This is a genomic window from Brevibacterium sp. HMSC08F02 (genome assembly GCF_001807555.1).
Taxonomy (GTDB): Bacteria; Actinomycetota; Actinomycetes; order Actinomycetales; family Brevibacteriaceae; genus Brevibacterium; species Brevibacterium ravenspurgense.
Window position 1 is genome coordinate 56,951 of sequence record NZ_KV789342.1, and the last position, 16,932, is coordinate 73,882.

Genomic DNA, 16,932 nt, shown 5'->3' on the forward strand with positions numbered 1-16,932 from the left:
AGGTTCGGCTGGATCAGCTGGATTCGCGGCGAGCGGTTCGCTCCATTGTGATGGCCTTGCGCATGGTGCTGCGGGCGCGACGGCGGTCACCGGCTGCGTCATAGGCCATTGACAGGCGGAACCAGGACCGCCAGTCATCCGGCGCTTCCTCGGCTTCGCGAGCGTAGAGCTCGAACTGTTCGTCGGCGGCTTCGCGGACAATCCGCCCACCTGGTGTGCGCGGGAGATCATCCGCTGGGAGCCCGCCTTCCTCGGCCAGCTGCTTGCCCAAACGCTCAATGCGAGCGCCGAACAGAAGCTCAACGATCAGCGCCCACGCGCCGATGATCGGCAGCACCAGCAGCGCGACCGCCAACAGCTTCGCGACGATATTCGGTTCGCGCAGCATGATCATGCCGCGCTGCACCATGAAGACGAGGTACAGGAGCAGCAGCACCGAAATGACTGCCGCACCGATCTTCGCTTTGGACATCAGAGGTACTTTTCCAGCCCCACCGTCAGGCCTGGGTGCTGGTCGACCTTGCCGACGGCCGTGATGATGCCCGGCATGAAGGCTTCGGTCGAGTGTGAGTCCGTGCGGATGGTGAGTGCTTCGTGAGCTGAGCCGAAGTGAATTTCCTCGGAAGCATTCATGCCCAGCTGGCGGACGGCGTGCACGTGAATGCCGTCGATCACGGCTCCGCGAGCACCGTGCGGGTCGTCCTCTGTTGCGTCGGGAACATCCGGCAGGCCCACATCGCGGCGCACTGCGGCAATCCGCTGGGCGGTCGACACGGCTGTGCCGGATGGAGCGTCGAGTTTGCGCGTGTGATGGATTTCGATGACTTCCGCAGAATCGAAATAGGGTGCGGCGAGCTCGGCGAACTGCATGGCGAGAACCGCCCCAATGGAAAAGTTCGGCGCGATGAGAACACCGACGTCCGGGTGCTGCTCGGTCAGCTGTTCCAGGCGCTGCAGACGTTCGTCACTCCACCCCGTTGTGCCCACGACACAGTGGATGCCGTGGCTGACCAGAAAGTGAACATTGTCTTCCGTTGATTTGGGCACAGTGAGCTCAACGGCGACGTCCGCTCCGGCTTCCACCACGGCGGAAAGATCGTCCCCACGGCCGATCGTCGCCACCAGCTCCATGCCGTCGGCTGCTTTCACCGCTTCGACGGCGTGCGAGCCCATGCGTCCTGATGCTCCGATGACTGCGACTTTGACTGCCACGTGATTCCCTTTCTGTCGGTCAGGTCCATTTTGTCATCCCACCGCGGTGTTAATATCAAAGACCATGCAGGCTCCCCTCGGATTCGACAGCGCAGAATACATCCGCCAACAGTCAGCACACATCGCCCAGCGGCGCCGCGACATCGGCGGCAAGCTCTACCTCGAAATGGGCGGCAAGCTCTTCGACGACAATCACGCCTCACGCGTTCTGCCGGGCTTCACCCCGGACAACAAACTGGCAATGCTTGCCGAACTGAAGGACGAACTCGAAATCCTCGTCTGCGTCAGCGCGCGCGATCTCGACCGCCACAAAATCCGGGCCGACCTGGGAATCAGCTATGAGGACGACGTCCTGCGGCTGATCGACGCTTTCCGCGACGAGGGCTTCACCGTCAACAACGTCGTCATGACCCAGCTGGACGACGGCAACCTCAAAGCCCGCGAATTCATCACCAAGCTCGAACGCCTGGGGCTCACGGTCGCCCGACACGTGACCATCCCCGGCTACCCCAGCAACACCTCGCTCATCATGAGCGAAGACGGCTTCGGCAGAAACGACTGGGTCGAAACCACCCGCGACCTCATCGTCGTCACCGGCCCCGGCCCGGGGTCGGGCAAACTCGCCACGTGCCTGTCGCAGCTCTACCTCGACAGCCAGCGCGGCATCACCTCCGGCTACGCAAAGTTTGAGACCTTCCCCATCTGGAACCTCCCCCTGGAACACCCGGTCAACCTGGCCTACGAAGCTGCAACGGCAGACCTTGACGACATCAACGTCATCGATGCCTACCACCTGCGCGCATACGGCCGGGAAGCCACGAGCTACAACCGAGACATCGAAGTGTTCCCGCTGCTGAAGGCCACCCTCGAAGAGCTCTACGGAGAATCGCCCTACCAGTCCCCAACCGACATGGGTGTGAACATGGTGGGCATGTGCATCAGCGACGACGGCGTCGTGCGGCACGCGGCCCAACAGGAAATCATCCGCCGCTACTTCACCGCGCTTGCTGACGAACGCCGAGAAAACGTCGACAACACGGTGTCAGAGCGGATCGCCGTCATCATGCGCAGAGCACAGATCACCCCGGCGGACAGGCCGATCATCGGCATTGCCCAGAACCTTGAAGCATCCACGGGGCAGCCAGCTTCGGCCATGCAGCTGCACGACGGCACCATCATCACCGGCAAAACCTCTGAACTGCTGGGCTGCTCAGCCGCCATGCTGCTCAACGCGCTCAAACACCTGGCGGGCATCGACCCGGACGTGCACCTGCTGCAGCCGGAGAACATCGAACCCATCCAGACACTCAAAACCCAGCACCTGGGAAGCCGCAATCCCCGCCTGCACATGGACGAAGTTCTCATCGCACTATCAGCCTCAGCTACGGCTGACCAGCACGCCGACGCCGCGCTGGCCAAGCTGAAGGACCTGCGCAGCTGCGATGTGCACACCACCACCCTCCTGGGTTCAGTGGACGAAGAGGTGTTCCGCAACCTGCAGATGCGCGTCACCTCGGACCCCAAGTACCAGCGCAAGTCGCTCTACCACAAACGCTGAGTTCAGGCAGGGCGGCCGGCAGCTTTGCCAGGAGCCGCGCTGCCCACAGAATCAGGGCACAGAAAAGGCGGGGAACACCATGTTCCCCGCCTTCTGCGTGTTGGAGCTATCAGCCCAGCAGGAGGCCTTCGCCCTGCTTGCGTGCGCGCTCGAAGCGAGCCTGGACGTCTTCCCAGTTCACAACGTTCCACCAGGCCTTGACATAGTCAGCCTTGACGTTCTTGTAGTCGAGGTAGAAGGCGTGCTCCCACATGTCCAGCTGCAGCAGCGGGACGTAGCCCATCTGCACGTTGCCCTGCTGGTCGTAGAGCTGCTCGATGGTGAGCGCCTGACCCAGCAGGTCCCAGCCGAGAACAGCCCAGCCGGAGCCCTGGATGCTGGTTGCAACAGCTTCGAAGTGTCCGCGGAACTTGTCGAAGTCGCCGAAGGCGTCGTCGAGAGCGGCAGCGAGTTCGCCGGTCGGCTTGTCGCCGCCGTCCGGGGACATGTTGTTCCAGAAGATCGAGTGGTTGACGTGGCCGCCGAGGTTGAAGGAGAGATCCTTCGAAGCCTTGGCTGCGGCTGCGAAGTCACCCTTGTCGCGTGCTTCAGCCTGCTGTTCAAGAGCAGTGTTCACACCGTTGACGTAGGTCTGGTGGTGCTTGCTGTGGTGCAGTTCCATGATCTGGGCCGAGATGTGCGGCTCCAGAGCTGCGTAGTCGTAGGAAAGGTCGGGAAGATCGTACTTGACGGTCATGTCTTCCTCCTAAGAAGTCAATGAGCGACGTCTGTCGCTATCGCTTTCGAGCCTATCGAAGCTCGTCACCGGCTACAACGGGGGATGCCCAGCCCGTTATTCCAGATGGCCGGGCATCCCGGCTGTGCTCATTTGCCGAACTGCGGGTTGTTGACCAGGTATTCGGCCGTCGGCGAATGTTCGCCCATAAGGAACAGGCGCGGTGCCTGCGCCTTGCGCGCCTCGGCAAGACCGGCTGCCAGCTCAGCTGCATCCGTGACTTTCTGCGCCTCCATGCCAAGCGAGCGCGCCAGCGCGACGAAGTCCGGACGTCCCAGTGCCACGGCTGTCGGTTCGTCGCCGCGTTCGAGCATTTCGCGGGCGATCTCGCCGTAGCCGCCGTTGTCCACAATGATGAACGACACGGCCAGCTGGTGCTCTACCGCGGCCATGAGCTCCTGGATGGTGAACATCGATCCGCCGTCACCGGCAACTGCGATGACGTCTTCGTCGGGGCGGGCGAACTTCGCGCCGATGCCCGCCGGCAGGCTGTAGCCGAGTGTGCCGCCGCCGGCCGGGTACAGGTAGCGGTCACCCTCACGCAGCTGAACTCCCAGCTGCAGGCCGTAGTAGCAGGACATCGACGAATCACCCACGAGCGTCAGCGGGCCGTCAATCGTCTTCCGGTGTGTGTTGATGGCTTCGGTCAGGGCTTTAAACGGCTTGTGCCATTCAGCGCGTTCAGCTTCGATTTCCTCAGCCAGCGGAGCCGACCATAGTTCACCTTCGGCACGCTGCCCGCCGAGCTTCGCAACCAGTGCTTCAACCGCATCCTCAGCACGGGCCAACAGCGGATGCGAAGGCGAGGCGTTTGTGATCATGGCGCGCTGGTCGATATCGATGCGAACAATTGTTTCGGGCAGCCGCATACCGGGGTCCCAGAACTCACTCGGGGCAAGCTCTGTGCCGATTGCGATGAGCGCGTCCGCCTGCCCCAGCAGGGTGTGGAATGCCGCCAGACCGCCGATGGCGCCAACCCGGTTGGGCGATTCGAGAACACCCATTCCAGCGGTCGTTTCGACAATAGGGGCGCCCAGAACCTCCGCGAGCTGCGCTGTGGCCCGACCGGCGCCTCGGGAGCCTCCCCCGGCAATGAGCAGCGGCTTCTTCGCAGAGCGAAGAGCCTGGGCCGCAGATTCCAGAACAGTCTCGTCCAGCGGCAGCCGGACATCTGTGGACACCGGCAGCACCGGTGTGTGCGGGCCCTCCTCTTCGATGACGTCCAGTGGGATTTCCAGGTAGACGGGCTTGTTGCGACCCGTCGTCATCGTCGCGAACGCGTGAGCGACCGCTTGCGGGATCTCGCTTGGCGCAGTCACCCGAACCGACGATTCGACAATGGAGTCAAAAACACCCGACTGTGAGCGGACCTCGTGCAGAAGGCCATTGCCCAGACCCGGGTGACGCACGGGAACACCCGGGCTGATCAGCAGCACCGGCACGGAGTCTGAATGCGCCTGCAGCATGGCTGCGGCCGCATTGAGTGCAGCCGGGCCGGTCGTTGTGATGAGCACGGATGGTTTGCCAGAAACACGCGCAGAACCATCGGCCGCATAGCCTCCGCCCTGTTCGTGCCGGGGTGTGATGACGCGAATCCCCTCGCTGTGCAGACCCGCGAAGATTTCAAGATTGTGCGTGCCGGGAATGCCGTACACCTGTTCAATGCCGTGCGCTTTGAGTGCCGCGGCAAGCTGGCGTCCGCCGGTGGTGTTCATCGTGGTCCTTTCGCTCGGTGGCGTCGAGTACACAGAATGCAGTCAGTGGGTTGGGTTGTCAGAAGTCCAGGTCGTCCCGTGGGCCTACGGTGGCCATGGCCCATTCCTGTCCGAACAGGCGTGCGGCAAGCTCCCGCACATCTTCTGGGGTGACGGAGCGGGTCCGTTCGACGATTTCGTCAGTCGTCAGAAGCGGCTGGCCGGTCAGTTCGCTGCGGCCCAAACGGTTCATCCGAACCGCGGAGCTCTCCATGGCGAGCACAGCGGAAGCCGCACTCGCAGAGGCAGTGTCTGCCACCTCGGCAGGGGTCGGTCCGTTTTCGGCCAGTTCTGCGCACTCCGCACGGATGAGCCGCAGAACCTCCGGCGCATCTTCCGGCGCGCACCCGGCATAGATGCCGAAGTCGCCGATGTCGCTGAACTGAGAGCCCGCGCAGTGCACCGAATAGGCCAGGCCGCGATCCTCACGGATGCTCTGGAACAGGCGCGAGGACATTCCGCCGCCCAGAAGCATCTGCAGGACTGCAAGCGTGAAGCGGTCCGGGTGCCCCAGGTGCAGGCCTTGGACACCCGTGAGCAGCACCTGCTGTTCGGTCGGTTTGACCAGTCCGCCGCGCGCAGCGTGGAACACGGGAGCCGGTTCGACTGTGGCACTCGAGGTGTCGCCAACCGGGGACGAGGTGCCACCCACCTCATCAGGCAGGTGCTCGGCTGCGCGCCGGCACGCCTCGACAACAGCTTCGTGTTCCGCTCCCCCGGCGGCCGCAATGACGATCCGCGGTCCCGTGTAGGCGTACGCGTAGTGGTCGATGAGTTCGCTGTGGTCCAGCTGCGCGATGCGCTGCTTTGTGGCGCCCACGGGACGGCCCAGGCCGGAACCGCGGTAGATGATCGAATCGTAGTGTTCGTAGAGAACGTCGACAGGGTCGTCGGCAGCCATCGCGAGTTCGTCGATGATGACTTTGCGTTCGCGTTCGAACTCCACCGGGTCCAGAAGCGAATTGAACACCATGTCGCACAGCACTTCGGCAGCGCGATCGAGGTCGTCGATGAGGCAGCGGGCGTAGTAGGCGGTGTACTCCTTTGCGGTCACCGCGTTGGCTTCCCCGCCGAGCCTGTCGAATTCCCGCGCGATGTCCTTCGCGGTGCGCTGCCGGGTTCCCTTGAACAGCATGTGCTCAAGGAAGTGGGTGGAGCCGGCCGTGTCGTCGGTTTCGCTGCGTGAGCCCGAGCCGATCCAGATGCCGAAGGTCTCCGAGCCCAAGCCCGGCATCGTTTCGGTGATGATGCGAATACCAGACGGGAGGACAGTGCGGGCTACCGCACTGTCCTCCCGGTGAAGAGGTTCAGTCAAGGGTGAGGTCAGTCTTCGTCGGACGACTGCTCTTCGTCGACAACCGGAACCAGCGACAGCTTGCCGCGGTCGTCGATCTTCGAGATCTCAACCTGGATGGGCTGACCCACGCCGACAACGTCTTCGACGTCGTCAACGCGCTTGCCGCCGTTGAGCTTGCGCAGCTCGGAGATGTGCAGCAGCCCGTCCTTGCCGGGGCTGAGCGACACGAAGGCGCCGAAGCTCATGAGCTTCACAACGGTGCCCAGGTAGCGCTCGCCGACTTCCGGAACCTGCGGGTTGGCGATCGCGTTGATGGCGTCGCGAGCAGCTTCAGCAGACGGGCCGTCGGTTGAGCCGATCAGAACGGTGCCGTCGTCTTCGACCGAGATCTCCGCGCCGGTGTCTTCCTGGATCTGGTTGATCATCTTGCCCTTGGGGCCGATGACCTCGCCGATCTTGTCCACCGGGATGACAACCGACAGGATGCGCGGAGCAGTCGGAGCCATTTCGGCAGCCGGTCCGTCGATGGCTTCGCTCATGACATCGAGGATCGCGTGGCGGGCTTCCTTGGCCTGCTTCAGCGCGGCACCGAGCACGGAGGCCGGCAGGCCGTCAAGCTTGGTGTCCAGCTGGATGGCGGTGATGAAGTCTTCGGTTCCGGCAACCTTGAAGTCCATGTCGCCGAAGGCGTCTTCAGCGCCGAGGATGTCGGTCAGTGCGGCGTAGGCGCGCTGCGGGCCCGATTCGGTTTCGATGATGTCCGAAACCAGGCCCATGGCGATGCCTGCCACGGGTGCGCGCAGCGGCACACCGGCTGCCTGCAGCGACAGGGTCGAAGCACAGACCGAGCCCATCGAGGTCGAGCCGTTCGAGCCGAGAGCCTCCGACACCTGACGGATGGCGTACGGGAACTCCTCGCGGCTGGGCAGAACCGGCACAAGAGCCCGCTCTGCGAGAGCACCGTGGCCGATTTCGCGGCGCTTGGGGCTTCCGACGCGGCCGGTTTCACCGGTCGAGTACGGCGGGAAGTTGTAGTGGTGCATGTAGCGCTTGGAGGTTTCCGGCGCCAGCGAGTCGATCTGCTGCTCCATCTTGAGCATGTTGAGGGTCGAAACCCCGAGGATCTGGGTTTCGCCGCGCTCAAACAGTGCCGAACCGTGCACGCGAGGCAGAACATCAACATTGGCCGACAGCGGACGGATGTCCTTCAGACCACGACCGTCGATGCGCACCTGCTCGGTGAGGATGCGCTGGCGGATGATGTCCTTCGTAATCGCGTTGAGGGCGCCTGCGATTTCAGCTTCGCGGCCTTCGAACTTTTCGCCCAGCTGTTCGTAGAGGTCGTCCAGCAGAGCGTCAGCTGCGGCTTCGCGCTCCTGCTTGTCGGCGATCTGGAAGTTCTTGGCCTGCCTGTCGTAGGCGGCTTCCTTCACAGCGTCGTAGACGTCGTCTTCGTAGGCCTTGAAGATGGGGAACTCGGCAACCGGCTTGGCGGCCTTTTCAGCGAGTTCTTCCTGTGCGCGAACAAGTTCGCGGATGAAGGGCTTAGCGGCTTCCAGACCGGCTGCCACAACTTCTTCCGTGGGCTTCTGGCCACCGGCCTTGATAAGGTCCCAGGCCTGTTCGCCGGCTTCGGCTTCGACCATCATGATGGCCACGTCGCCGTCGACCACGCGACCGGCAACAGCCATGTTGAAGACAGCGTCCTTCAGCTGCGAGTGGTTGGGGAACGCAACCCACTGGTCTTCGATGAGCGCAATGCGCACACCGCCGATGGGGCCGGAGAACGGCAGTCCGCCCAGCTGGGTGGACATGGAGGCCGCGTTGATGGCCAGGGTGTCGTAGATGTGGTCGGGGTTGATCGACATGACCGTGACGACCACCTGGACTTCGTTGCGCAGGCCCTTGACGAAGGACGGGCGCAGCGGGCGGTCAATCAGACGGCACGCGAGGATCGCGTCGGTGGTGGGACGGCCTTCGCGGCGGAAGAACGAACCGGGGATCTTGCCGGCGGCGTACTGGCGCTCTTCGACGTCGACGGTCAGCGGGAAGAAGTCAAAGCCTTCGCGCGGGTTCTTGCTGGCGGTCGTGGTCGACAGCAGCATGGTGTCGTCGTCGAGGTAGGCAACGGCCGAACCGCTGGCCTGCTTGGCCAGACGGCCCGTTTCGAAGCGCACCGTGTGCGAACCGAAGCGCCCATTGTCAATGTGGGCAACTGAGGAATAAGGGTGAATACCCAAAAGAGTCTCCGTTCATAGGGGATGACTGAAAGCGTCCCCGCACCCGGTGCTCGATCGAAGCCCACGCACACTCTCTGTTGCGGAGGCCACTGTCGATCACCGGCAGAATGCGGGCTTGGACACCGCTCAGTGTATCAAGCACAACGGCCCGCCTGCGGGATGCAGGCGGGCCGTTGAGTGAAGATCAGATGATCAGCGGCGAAGACCGAGCTTCGCGATGAGCGCACGGTAGCGCTCAATGTCGGTTTCAGCGAGGTACTTGAGCATACGACGACGCTGACCGACCAGCAGGAGCAGACCGCGACGCGAGTGGTGGTCGTGCTTGTGCTCCTTGAAGTGTTCGGTGAGGTCCTTGATACGGCGGCTCATGACGGCGATCTGAACTTCCGGGGAACCGGTGTCGCCTTCGTGGGTCGCGTATTCCTTGATGATTTCCTGCTTAACGGACTTGTCAAGTGCCATGCGGTTCTCCTTCAGAAATCGCTGCGCGGCGCACTCGCCTGGTGCGAATGCCCTATCAGACCGCGGCCGGCAAAACGGCAGAGACCACCTTAACACGCCCGCACCCCTCTGCGATAATCGAGCCATGGACACCACAAACGTAGAATCCTTCAGCCTCGATCACACAGCTGTCGCCGCACCCTATGTGCGCGTTGCCGACCGCACGGAGTTCCCCGGCGGAGTCGAACTCATCAAGTACGACGTCCGATTCTGCCAGCCCAACAAAGAACACCTCGACATGGCCGCCATCCACTCCATTGAGCACATGACGGCACACCACATGCGCAACCACACCGACGGCCTCGTCGACTTCTCCCCCATGGGCTGCCAGACCGGCTTCTACGCTCTGACCAACGGCATCGAACCGGCAGAGTTCCTGCCGATCCTGGAAAAGGCCTTCAACGACCTCCTGAAAGCCGAAGCTGTTCCCGCCGCAAATGAAACGCAGTGCGGCTGGGCGGCAAGCCACTCCCTTGAAGGCGCTAAGACCGCTGTGCGCGACTTCCTCGCCAAGCGCGGCGAATGGGATCAGGTGTTCGCCTGATGGCCCCCGGCCAGCTGCCCAGCGGCCCCGTTGCCATCCAGGTGGCGATGGACCAGGAGGCCGCACCCTTCTTGGCCTCAGCCGAAAGCCGTGAGCACCTGCGGACACTCGGCCCGGCAGATTTTCACCGACTGGAGTTCGACTTCGGACCCGCTGTTCTCATTCGCAGCGGAATCGGCCTAGCGAACGCAAGCACCGCAACAACACAGGCAGCCATGCTGTACGAACCGCGCGCCGTCATTTCCGCAGGGTCAGCCGGCGGCGCCGGAGAGGACATCGCAATTGCCGATGTGGTGATTGCCGACAGCGTGCGCTTCCACGACTCCGATGCCACCGCATTCGGCTACGAACCCGGCCAGGTGCCGGACATGCCCGCCGCCTACCCTGCAGACGCCCGACTGCTTGCCGCTGGGCGGCAGTGGGCCGCAGAGAATACCCGGGTGAAGTTCGGCGAGGCCCTGTCAGGCGCATCGTTCATCACGGAGGCCAACATCGGCCACATGCGGCAGACGTTCCCCGCGGCACTGAGCACGGACATGGAAACCGCGGCCATCGCACAGACGGCCCACACCTTCGGCGTTCCGTTCGGTGCAGTGCGCGCGATCTCAGACCTGTGCGGCCCGAAGGCCGGCGATGACTTTTCACTCAGCCTCGACGAGGCTGCCGAAATGTCAGCCGAGGCGACCCTCGGACTGCTGCGGGCATTCAATGCCCAGGGCGGCGCAGATGTCGCGGACGTCTAGGGCGATCTGCTCAATCAGCTGGTCGAGGCCGTTGAAGACGACCTGGCCGCGAATGCGGTGGGTGAATTCGACTTCAGCCTCGTCCCCGTAGACATCGAGGTCTGCAAAGTCGACACCGATGATGTGCGCTTCCACGCGCCGGTCATCACCGTAGAACGTGGGGTTAGAGCCCACGGATATTGCCGTGGGCAGGCGCTCTCCGCCGTTGAAGCGAGTCCAGCCGGCGTACACGCCGTCGGCCGGAGTCATGCCGTCGACCAATCCGAGGTTGGCAGTCGGGAAGCCGAGTTCGCGTCCCCGGGCGTTGCCGTGGACGACCGTTCCCGTCACCGAATGGGGTTCCCCCAGGATGTGGGCTGCCGCCGTGACATCACCAGCGTCGATGAGCGAGCGGACTTCTGTCGATGAGTAGCGTCCGCCGTCGTCGCCGAGGTCGTCAAGGCCGATGACGGTGTCGATTCCGCATTCCCTGCCATAGGTGCGCAGAGTATTGAGATCTCCGGAGTTTCCTCGGCCGAAGCGGACATCGCTGCCGACGACAACCGCACTGGCGCGCATGTGGCCCACGAGGTAATCGCGGATGAACTCCTCTGGGCTCGCCTGCGCGAAGTCGAGGGTGTAGTGCTGAACGAGAACGGCATCGACGCCGGTTTCGGCGATCTTGTCGAGCTTCTCGTCGAGTCCCATGATGAGCTTCGGGGCGTGCTCGGGACTGTGCACGGCCGCCGGGTGAGGATCGAAAGTCAGAACGACGGCGGGAACTGCGAGTCGTTTCGCCGTGGCAACGAGTTCACCCAGCACCAGCCGGTGGCCGCGGTGAACACCGTCGAAATTGCCGATCGTCACGGCGTTGGCCGTCTGCAGACGCTTAGGCCCGGCAGCGAACTCTGCTGTCGACCGGAAAATCTCCACGACGCTCCTTATGTTTGGGACGGGCTAAGCGTAGCGCACAAGAAACCGGGCTGCTTCACCCAGCACACCGGCCACTGCCAGCGACGCAAGGCTGCCGATGATGAACCTCTCCCCCGCCGCGCGGGACGCACGCAGCTCAGGAAAGCGTCCGAGCCCTTTGAGCGCGACGATGACGGCGAGAACTTCGGGCTGTCCCAGCGCAATGGCAACCGCCGCAGTGAACCTTTCGAGCAGACCGATCCACAGTCCCCCGCGGAGCAGACCCGGAGAGTCGATAGCGGGGGCGTCCTGCACCGCAGGCTCCTGTTTGATGTCCAACGCCGGCTTTTCCCGCCTGCTCGCGGCGGCTCGCAGAATGAGGGACGTCACGGGCCAGCCGATCAGTGAGGCCGCGAGTCCAGCGGCCAAAGCAGCCACCAGTTCAAGCATCGTGGCGCCCGTTCTCCTCGTTGAGCAGCAGCTCCAGCTGCGTGACTCCCTCTTCAACGGCCGCGGCCTTGGATGCCCGCAGCGAGTCAGACACCGCCTGCTGCGAGATCTGCAGCTGTTCGGCCACCTGGCGCTGAGTGTGATTGCGGGCCAAGGAAAGAACTTCCCACTGCCTGTCGCTTGCCTTCTCGATCCAGTGCGCTGTGAAGCCGGCAAGCGTTTGGGCCGGCTCTACGGGCCCGGCAGGTGAGCGCACAGCGATTTCCTGCCATCGGTTCTTGGCGGTCTCAACGGCGCAGCGGGCGGCGAGAAACGCATCACCCCTTGAGGCCGAAGGTGTTTCTGCAAGCTCGGCGGAACCGATGCCGATTCCGACAGACCAACGCCCGCTGCGGAGAATAACCTCGAGTGCAGCAAGCACATCCGCCCCGGTGGCGAACACGCCCTGCACCTCATCCCCCACTGTCCGTTCAAAAGGCAGGACAGCTGAACACTCCGACGCAGCGGCCAACAAGGCCGGCACTCGGTCGGGTTCACTGCGCGAATCACGCTGATCGGCGTTGATGACGAACATAGAGACAGTATTTCAGCAAAGCAGCGTGCGAACAAGCAAAATGACTTGTTTTTTATTTTACAAGTGATTACTGCTTGTAATCTTCGAGCGAGGTGGTGCCCACCGCAATCTTCCACGCACCGTGCCGCGGCTCGACAACACCCACGAGCCTGCCGTCGGCAATTGCCGCACACCTGTCGGCGCTCGGATCGGCCTCGGGAATAGGCAGAAACCGCCCCTGCAGAAGACCACGCGCAACCTGCGTATCGACCTTCACCGCGGGCATGAGACCAGCCGCACCCGAACCGAGGCCGATCAGCTCAGCGGGCGGCACCTCGTCAACCTGGCCCCGCTCTGGAAGCTCGTGGGCGTCATCAACGGAAAAAGGACCGATACGGGTCCGGCGCAGAGCGGTCAGGTGCCCGTACACACCGAGGTCTTCGCCGATGTCACGAGCCAGGGCGCGGATGTAGGTGCCGGTGGAGCAGTCGACAGAGATATCGACGTCGATATGCGATTCAGCACGGCGAATATCGTGAATGTCGAAGCGAGAAACAGTCACCGAACGGGGTTTGAGCTGGACGTCTTCACCGGCGCGCACAAGCTCATAGGCCTTTTTGCCTTCGATCTTCACGGCAGAAACAGCCGACGGCACCTGCTCAATGCTGCCTGTCTGCTTTGCCACGGCTTCCCGAATCTCAGCTTCGGTCAGCCCCGCCAAAACGGCCGGGTCGGCGAAACGATCGGGCGATGAGTCCGCATCGTCACTGGGCGTTGACGAGCCCAAGCGCATGGTGGCGGTGTAGGTTTTATCAGCCCCGACCACGTAGGTCAGAAGCTTGGTCCCCTGCCCCAGACCAAGCACAAGAAGGCCCGTTGCCATGGGGTCAAGGGTGCCGGCGTGCCCCACCTTGCGGGTGCCGTACCAGCGACGGGTGCGCGAAACGGCGTCGTGACTGGTGATCCCACCGGGCTTGTCTATCAGCAGAAGCCCGGTGGGACCAGAAGAAGATTTCGTCACTTCACAGAAATGTGGACGTGGTCAAAGTGGTTCGCGGTCGCGCTTCCGCGGTTTTCCATCTGCTTCCAACCGCGTCCGGGCATCCAGATTCGCTGTTCCCAGATGATGTACTTGATGTTGAGCTTCGAGGAGTTCTTGATCAGGTAGTTCGAAATGGCGTCGCCGGTCGAACCGGTGATCATAACGTCGACGGCGTTGCCCGTGTGGTGATCCGAACCGGGGTCATTGCGGCGGCCGCCATAGGACTTCACCTGCGGGAACTGGGCGCAGACCGCACGGTAAGCGGAAATCGCGTTGGGGGTGAGCCCGCTTTCAATAGACGAGGACACCGAGCACTTTGCGCCGGACACATTGCCCGAAGCCGCTGCGGCACCAGCAGAAGAGGACTTGCTGTCAGACGAGGAGCTGCTGCCGGAAGCGCCGGATGCGGAGCCGTTCGAGGACGCTGCACCGGAACCGGCCGAACCGTCGGTGTTTTCCTCAACAGGTTCGGCAAGAGAGACCGCGCCGGCCTTGACCGACTTTTCGGCGTCCTTGGGAGCCTTGGACGAAACGACGTCGGCCTCCGGGGCGAGCTTCGACGCGAAAGCTGCGGTGTCATCTTCGCCTGCGCCGTTGTTGGTCATAACGGCGGCCGATGTTGCAATTGCAGCACTTGCTGCAACGGGGACGGCAATAGCCGAAAGAACCGGGCGGCGGTTAACCTTCGCGAGGATCCCCGTGGAGGTCAGGGTTTCTGCGTCGCGGCGGGCCGAACGGCGGCCGGGCTTCGACGGGCGAAGCGCTCCAAGAAGATCAGCGACGTCAGCGAAAGCGCTCTTCTTAGGTGCTGAGTGTCTACCCACTGATGTTTCCAATCCTTAATGAACGTTACCGAAGCTTTATAAAGCATAGGGGGCGGCTGTGCACAATGCAAAGCCGCCCCCTACGAGTTTCGTCACATCCGATCAGGCGTCGAAATCGAAGTCCTCGTTCGGCTTTCGTTCCCTGGGCTTCCGGTAGGGGTCTTCGTCCCCTGCCGGAACCGCTCCCTTGGATGCTGCCGCGATTTCAGCATCGCGCGCCTGGGCCTTCGCCAGGAGGTTTTCGATGTCCTCAGCCGCCTGCGGTACAGCGTCCGCCGTGAACTCAAGAGTCGGGGTCAGTCGGATGCCCAGGCCCTTGCCCACTTCGGAGCGGATGAGACCGCGTGCCGATTCCAGCGCCGCCTGAGTTGAGGCCAGCTGTTCGTCGTCACCGAAGACCGTGTAGAACACAGTTGCGTTCTGCAGGTCGCCGGTCACCCGAACATCGGTGATCGTGATGAAGCCCAGCCGCGGGTCCTTGACTCGCTTTTCGAGGGTTTCGGCCACGATGACCTTGATCCTGTCGGCAATCTTGCGTGCGCGTGTGGGATCGCTCATGTCAGAGTCTCCTTACTCGAGCCTCAGTCGCGGGGCTTTTCCTGCATCTCGAAGGCTTCGAGGATGTCGCCTTCGCGAATGTCATTGAACTTGCCCAGGCCGATACCGCATTCGTAGCCGTCGCGGACTTCCGTGACGTCGTCCTTGAAGCGGCGCAGCGATTCGACTGCGAGGTTGTCGCCGATGACGACACCGTCGCGGGTCAGGCGAACCTTGGCATTGCGCTTGATCACACCGTCGCGAACGATCGAACCGGCGATGTTGCCGAACTTCGACGAGCGGAACACTTCGCGGATCTCGGCCGATCCGATGTGCACCTCTTCGTATTCCGGCTTGAGCATGCCCTTAAGCGCTGCTTCGATGTCGTCGATCGCGTCGTAGATCACCGAGTAGTAGCGAACGTCGACGCCTTCGGCATCCGCGAGGTCGCGAGCGTTGGCCTCGGGACGGACGTTGAAGCCGATGACGATTGCGTTGTCAACAGTTGCGAGGTTGATGTCGTTCTCGGTGATCGCACCAACACCACGGTGAATGATTCGCAGGCCGACTTCGTCGCCGTCGCCGACTTCGATGTTGAGCAGCGAGTCTTCGAGGGCTTCGACAGCACCCGACACATCACCCTTGAGGATGAGGTTGAGCATGTCGATCTTGCCCTCTTCGATTGCCTTCGTGAAGTCTTCGAGGCTGATGCGCTTGCGGCTGCGCGCGGCTGCCGCGTTGCGTTCAAGAGCATCGCGCTTCTCGGCGATCTGACGGGCGGTGCGGTCGTCGCTGACGACCATGAAGGAATCGCCAGCGCGCGGCACGCTCGACAGGCCGAGCACCTGCACGGGGCGCGACGGGCCGGCTTCTTCGACCGTGTTGCCGTTTTCGTCGAACATGGCGCGAACGCGTCCGTGGCTGGAACCGCAGACAATCGCGTCGCCCTGTCGCAGCGTTCCAGAGTCGACCAGCACGGTCGCAACTGCACCGCGACCGCGGTCGAGCTTCGCTTCGATTGCGACACCGCGGGCTTCGCGGTCAGGGTTGGCCTGCAGGTCAAGTGCCGCATCGGTGGTCAGCAGAACGGATTCGAGCAGTTCGTCAATGCCCGTGCCCTGCTTAGCCGAGATCTTCACGAACATCGTGTCACCGCCATACTCTTCGGCGATGAGGTTGTACTCGGTCAGCTGCTGCATGACCTTGTCCGGGTTGGCTTCGGGCTTGTCGACCTTGTTGACCGCCACGACGATCGGCACGCCGGCAGACTGCGCGTGGTTGAGCGCTTCAATCGTCTGCGGCATGACGCCGTCATCGGCTGCCACGACGAGGACTGCGACGTCGGTGGCCTTCGCACCGCGAGCACGCATAGCCGTGAAGGCTTCGTGACCCGGGGTGTCGAGGAAGGTCATCTTGCGCTCTTCGCCTTCGTGGTCGACCGTCACCTGGTAAGCACCGATGTGCTGGGTGATGCCGCCGGATTCGCGGTCGATGACGTTGGTCTTGCGGATAGCGTCCAGCGTGCGGGTCTTACCGTGGTCGACGTGACCCATGACGGTGACGACCGGCGGGCGCGGCTGCAGGAGGTCGTCGTCTTCGTCTTCGAGCTCTTCGGCTTCGAGGTCGTAGCCGAAGCTTTCGAGCAGTTCGCGGTCTTCGTCTTCGGGCGACACGATTTCGATCTTGTAGCCGAGCTCTTCGCCCAGCACCTTGAACGTGTCTTCGTCCAGCGACTGCGTAATCGTCGCCATTTCGCCCAGGTGGAACAGGATTGTCACCAGGTTTGTGGGGTCGGTTTCGATCCGCTCGGCGAAGTCCGCCAGCGAAGCACCGCGGCGCAGGCGCAGCGGCGTCGAGCCGTCACCGCGAGGAACCTTGACACCGCCGACCGACGGTGCCTGCATTTCCTCCATTTCCTGACGCTTTGCCCTCTTGGACTTGCGACGGCGACCGGAAGGTCCGCCGCGTCCGAAAGCACCCTGTGTGCCGCCGCGACCGGGACCGCGACGAC

At 63.0% G+C, this 16,932-nt stretch carries 17 protein-coding genes; 3 read left to right on the plus strand and 14 right to left on the minus strand.

Translation table 11 applies throughout. The features are described 5' to 3' along the window. Nucleotides 1–13: 13 nt before the first annotated feature. Both HMPREF3172_RS00980 and dapB read right to left on the minus strand, forming a co-directional pair. Entirely contained in the window at nucleotides 14–472 is a 459-nt protein-coding gene (locus HMPREF3172_RS00980; protein ID WP_070514774.1) for a hypothetical protein, read from the minus strand. Beyond that, nucleotides 472–1,212 (minus strand): 4-hydroxy-tetrahydrodipicolinate reductase, encoded by a 741-nt coding sequence (dapB, locus tag HMPREF3172_RS00985; protein ID WP_083281340.1) that lies wholly within the window; start codon nucleotides 1,210–1,212, stop codon nucleotides 472–474. The genes HMPREF3172_RS00980 and dapB overlap by 1 nt, the downstream gene beginning before the upstream one ends. 64 nt (nucleotides 1,213–1,276) lie before the next feature. Here dapB and HMPREF3172_RS00990 point away from each other — a divergent pair, with 64 nt between their 5' ends. Next, nucleotides 1,277–2,770 carry a DUF1846 domain-containing protein gene (locus HMPREF3172_RS00990; RefSeq protein WP_070514775.1) on the plus strand — a complete coding sequence of 498 codons (1,494 nt, stop codon included), beginning with the start codon at nucleotides 1,277–1,279 and terminating at the stop codon, nucleotides 2,768–2,770. 109 nt (nucleotides 2,771–2,879) lie between these two features. Here the strand turns inward: HMPREF3172_RS00990 and HMPREF3172_RS00995 are convergent, their stop codons facing one another. The 5 genes from HMPREF3172_RS00995 to rpsO all read right to left on the minus strand — a co-directional run bounded on the left by HMPREF3172_RS00995 (nucleotide 2,880) and on the right by rpsO (nucleotide 9,298). Then, on the minus strand, nucleotides 2,880–3,506 hold the full coding sequence (locus HMPREF3172_RS00995) for a superoxide dismutase (RefSeq protein WP_061943511.1): 627 nt from the start codon (nucleotides 3,504–3,506) through the stop codon (nucleotides 2,880–2,882). A 128-nt stretch (nucleotides 3,507–3,634) separates the two neighbouring features. Further along, entirely contained in the window at nucleotides 3,635–5,260 is a 1,626-nt protein-coding gene (locus HMPREF3172_RS01000; protein WP_070514777.1) for a thiamine pyrophosphate-binding protein, read from the minus strand. A gap of 58 nt (nucleotides 5,261–5,318) precedes the next feature. Then, the gene (locus tag HMPREF3172_RS01005; RefSeq protein ID WP_070514778.1) at nucleotides 5,319–6,614 is read right to left on the minus strand and encodes a M16 family metallopeptidase; all 1,296 of its coding nucleotides are present in this window, start codon (nucleotides 6,612–6,614) and stop codon (nucleotides 5,319–5,321) included. Between the two features lie 8 nt (nucleotides 6,615–6,622). Then, nucleotides 6,623–8,836, minus strand: a complete 2,214-nt coding sequence (locus tag HMPREF3172_RS01010; protein ID WP_070424558.1) for a polyribonucleotide nucleotidyltransferase — start codon at nucleotides 8,834–8,836, stop codon at nucleotides 6,623–6,625. Nucleotides 8,837–9,028: 192 nt separating this feature from the next. Next, a complete protein-coding gene (rpsO, locus tag HMPREF3172_RS01015; protein ID WP_019174870.1) occupies nucleotides 9,029–9,298 on the minus strand; it encodes a 30S ribosomal protein S15 in 270 nt (89 codons plus the stop codon). Between the two features lie 124 nt (nucleotides 9,299–9,422). Here rpsO and HMPREF3172_RS01020 point away from each other — a divergent pair, with 124 nt between their 5' ends. Beyond that, entirely contained in the window at nucleotides 9,423–9,881 is a 459-nt protein-coding gene (locus HMPREF3172_RS01020) for an S-ribosylhomocysteine lyase (protein WP_070427845.1), read from the plus strand. Then, nucleotides 9,881–10,624 carry a 5'-methylthioadenosine/S-adenosylhomocysteine nucleosidase gene (gene mtnN / locus HMPREF3172_RS01025; protein ID WP_070514780.1) on the plus strand — a complete coding sequence of 248 codons (744 nt, stop codon included), beginning with the start codon at nucleotides 9,881–9,883 and terminating at the stop codon, nucleotides 10,622–10,624. The genes HMPREF3172_RS01020 and mtnN overlap by 1 nt, the downstream gene beginning before the upstream one ends. Here the strand turns inward: mtnN and HMPREF3172_RS01030 are convergent. From HMPREF3172_RS01030 to infB, 7 genes are all read right to left on the minus strand, one after another. Continuing rightward, entirely contained in the window at nucleotides 10,553–11,536 is a 984-nt protein-coding gene (locus HMPREF3172_RS01030) for a bifunctional riboflavin kinase/FAD synthetase (RefSeq protein ID WP_083281342.1), read from the minus strand. The two genes, mtnN and HMPREF3172_RS01030, sit on opposite strands and share 72 nt — an antisense overlap. A 24-nt stretch (nucleotides 11,537–11,560) precedes the next feature. After that, nucleotides 11,561–11,965 (minus strand): hypothetical protein, encoded by a 405-nt coding sequence (locus HMPREF3172_RS01035; RefSeq protein WP_062019530.1) that lies wholly within the window; start codon nucleotides 11,963–11,965, stop codon nucleotides 11,561–11,563. Beyond that, the gene (locus tag HMPREF3172_RS01040; RefSeq protein WP_070514782.1) at nucleotides 11,958–12,539 is read right to left on the minus strand and encodes a hypothetical protein; all 582 of its coding nucleotides are present in this window, start codon (nucleotides 12,537–12,539) and stop codon (nucleotides 11,958–11,960) included. Before HMPREF3172_RS01040 ends, HMPREF3172_RS01035 begins: the two co-directional genes overlap by 8 nt. 67 nt (nucleotides 12,540–12,606) lie before the next feature. Beyond that, nucleotides 12,607–13,539 (minus strand): tRNA pseudouridine(55) synthase TruB, encoded by a 933-nt coding sequence (gene truB, locus HMPREF3172_RS01045; protein WP_070514784.1) that lies wholly within the window; start codon nucleotides 13,537–13,539, stop codon nucleotides 12,607–12,609. Then, complete coding sequence (locus HMPREF3172_RS01050) at nucleotides 13,536–14,384, minus strand: VldE C-terminal domain-containing protein (protein WP_070514785.1); 849 nt, start codon at nucleotides 14,382–14,384, stop codon at nucleotides 13,536–13,538. Before HMPREF3172_RS01050 ends, truB begins: the two co-directional genes overlap by 4 nt. A 102-nt stretch (nucleotides 14,385–14,486) precedes the next feature. Next, nucleotides 14,487–14,942: a 30S ribosome-binding factor RbfA gene (rbfA, locus tag HMPREF3172_RS01055; protein WP_019174862.1), complete on the minus strand. Its 456-nt coding sequence runs from the start codon at nucleotides 14,940–14,942 to the stop codon at nucleotides 14,487–14,489. A 23-nt stretch (nucleotides 14,943–14,965) separates the two neighbouring features. Then, a partial coding sequence (gene infB, locus HMPREF3172_RS01060; RefSeq protein ID WP_083281343.1) for a translation initiation factor IF-2 occupies nucleotides 14,966–16,932 on the minus strand: 1,967 nt, incomplete at its 5' end.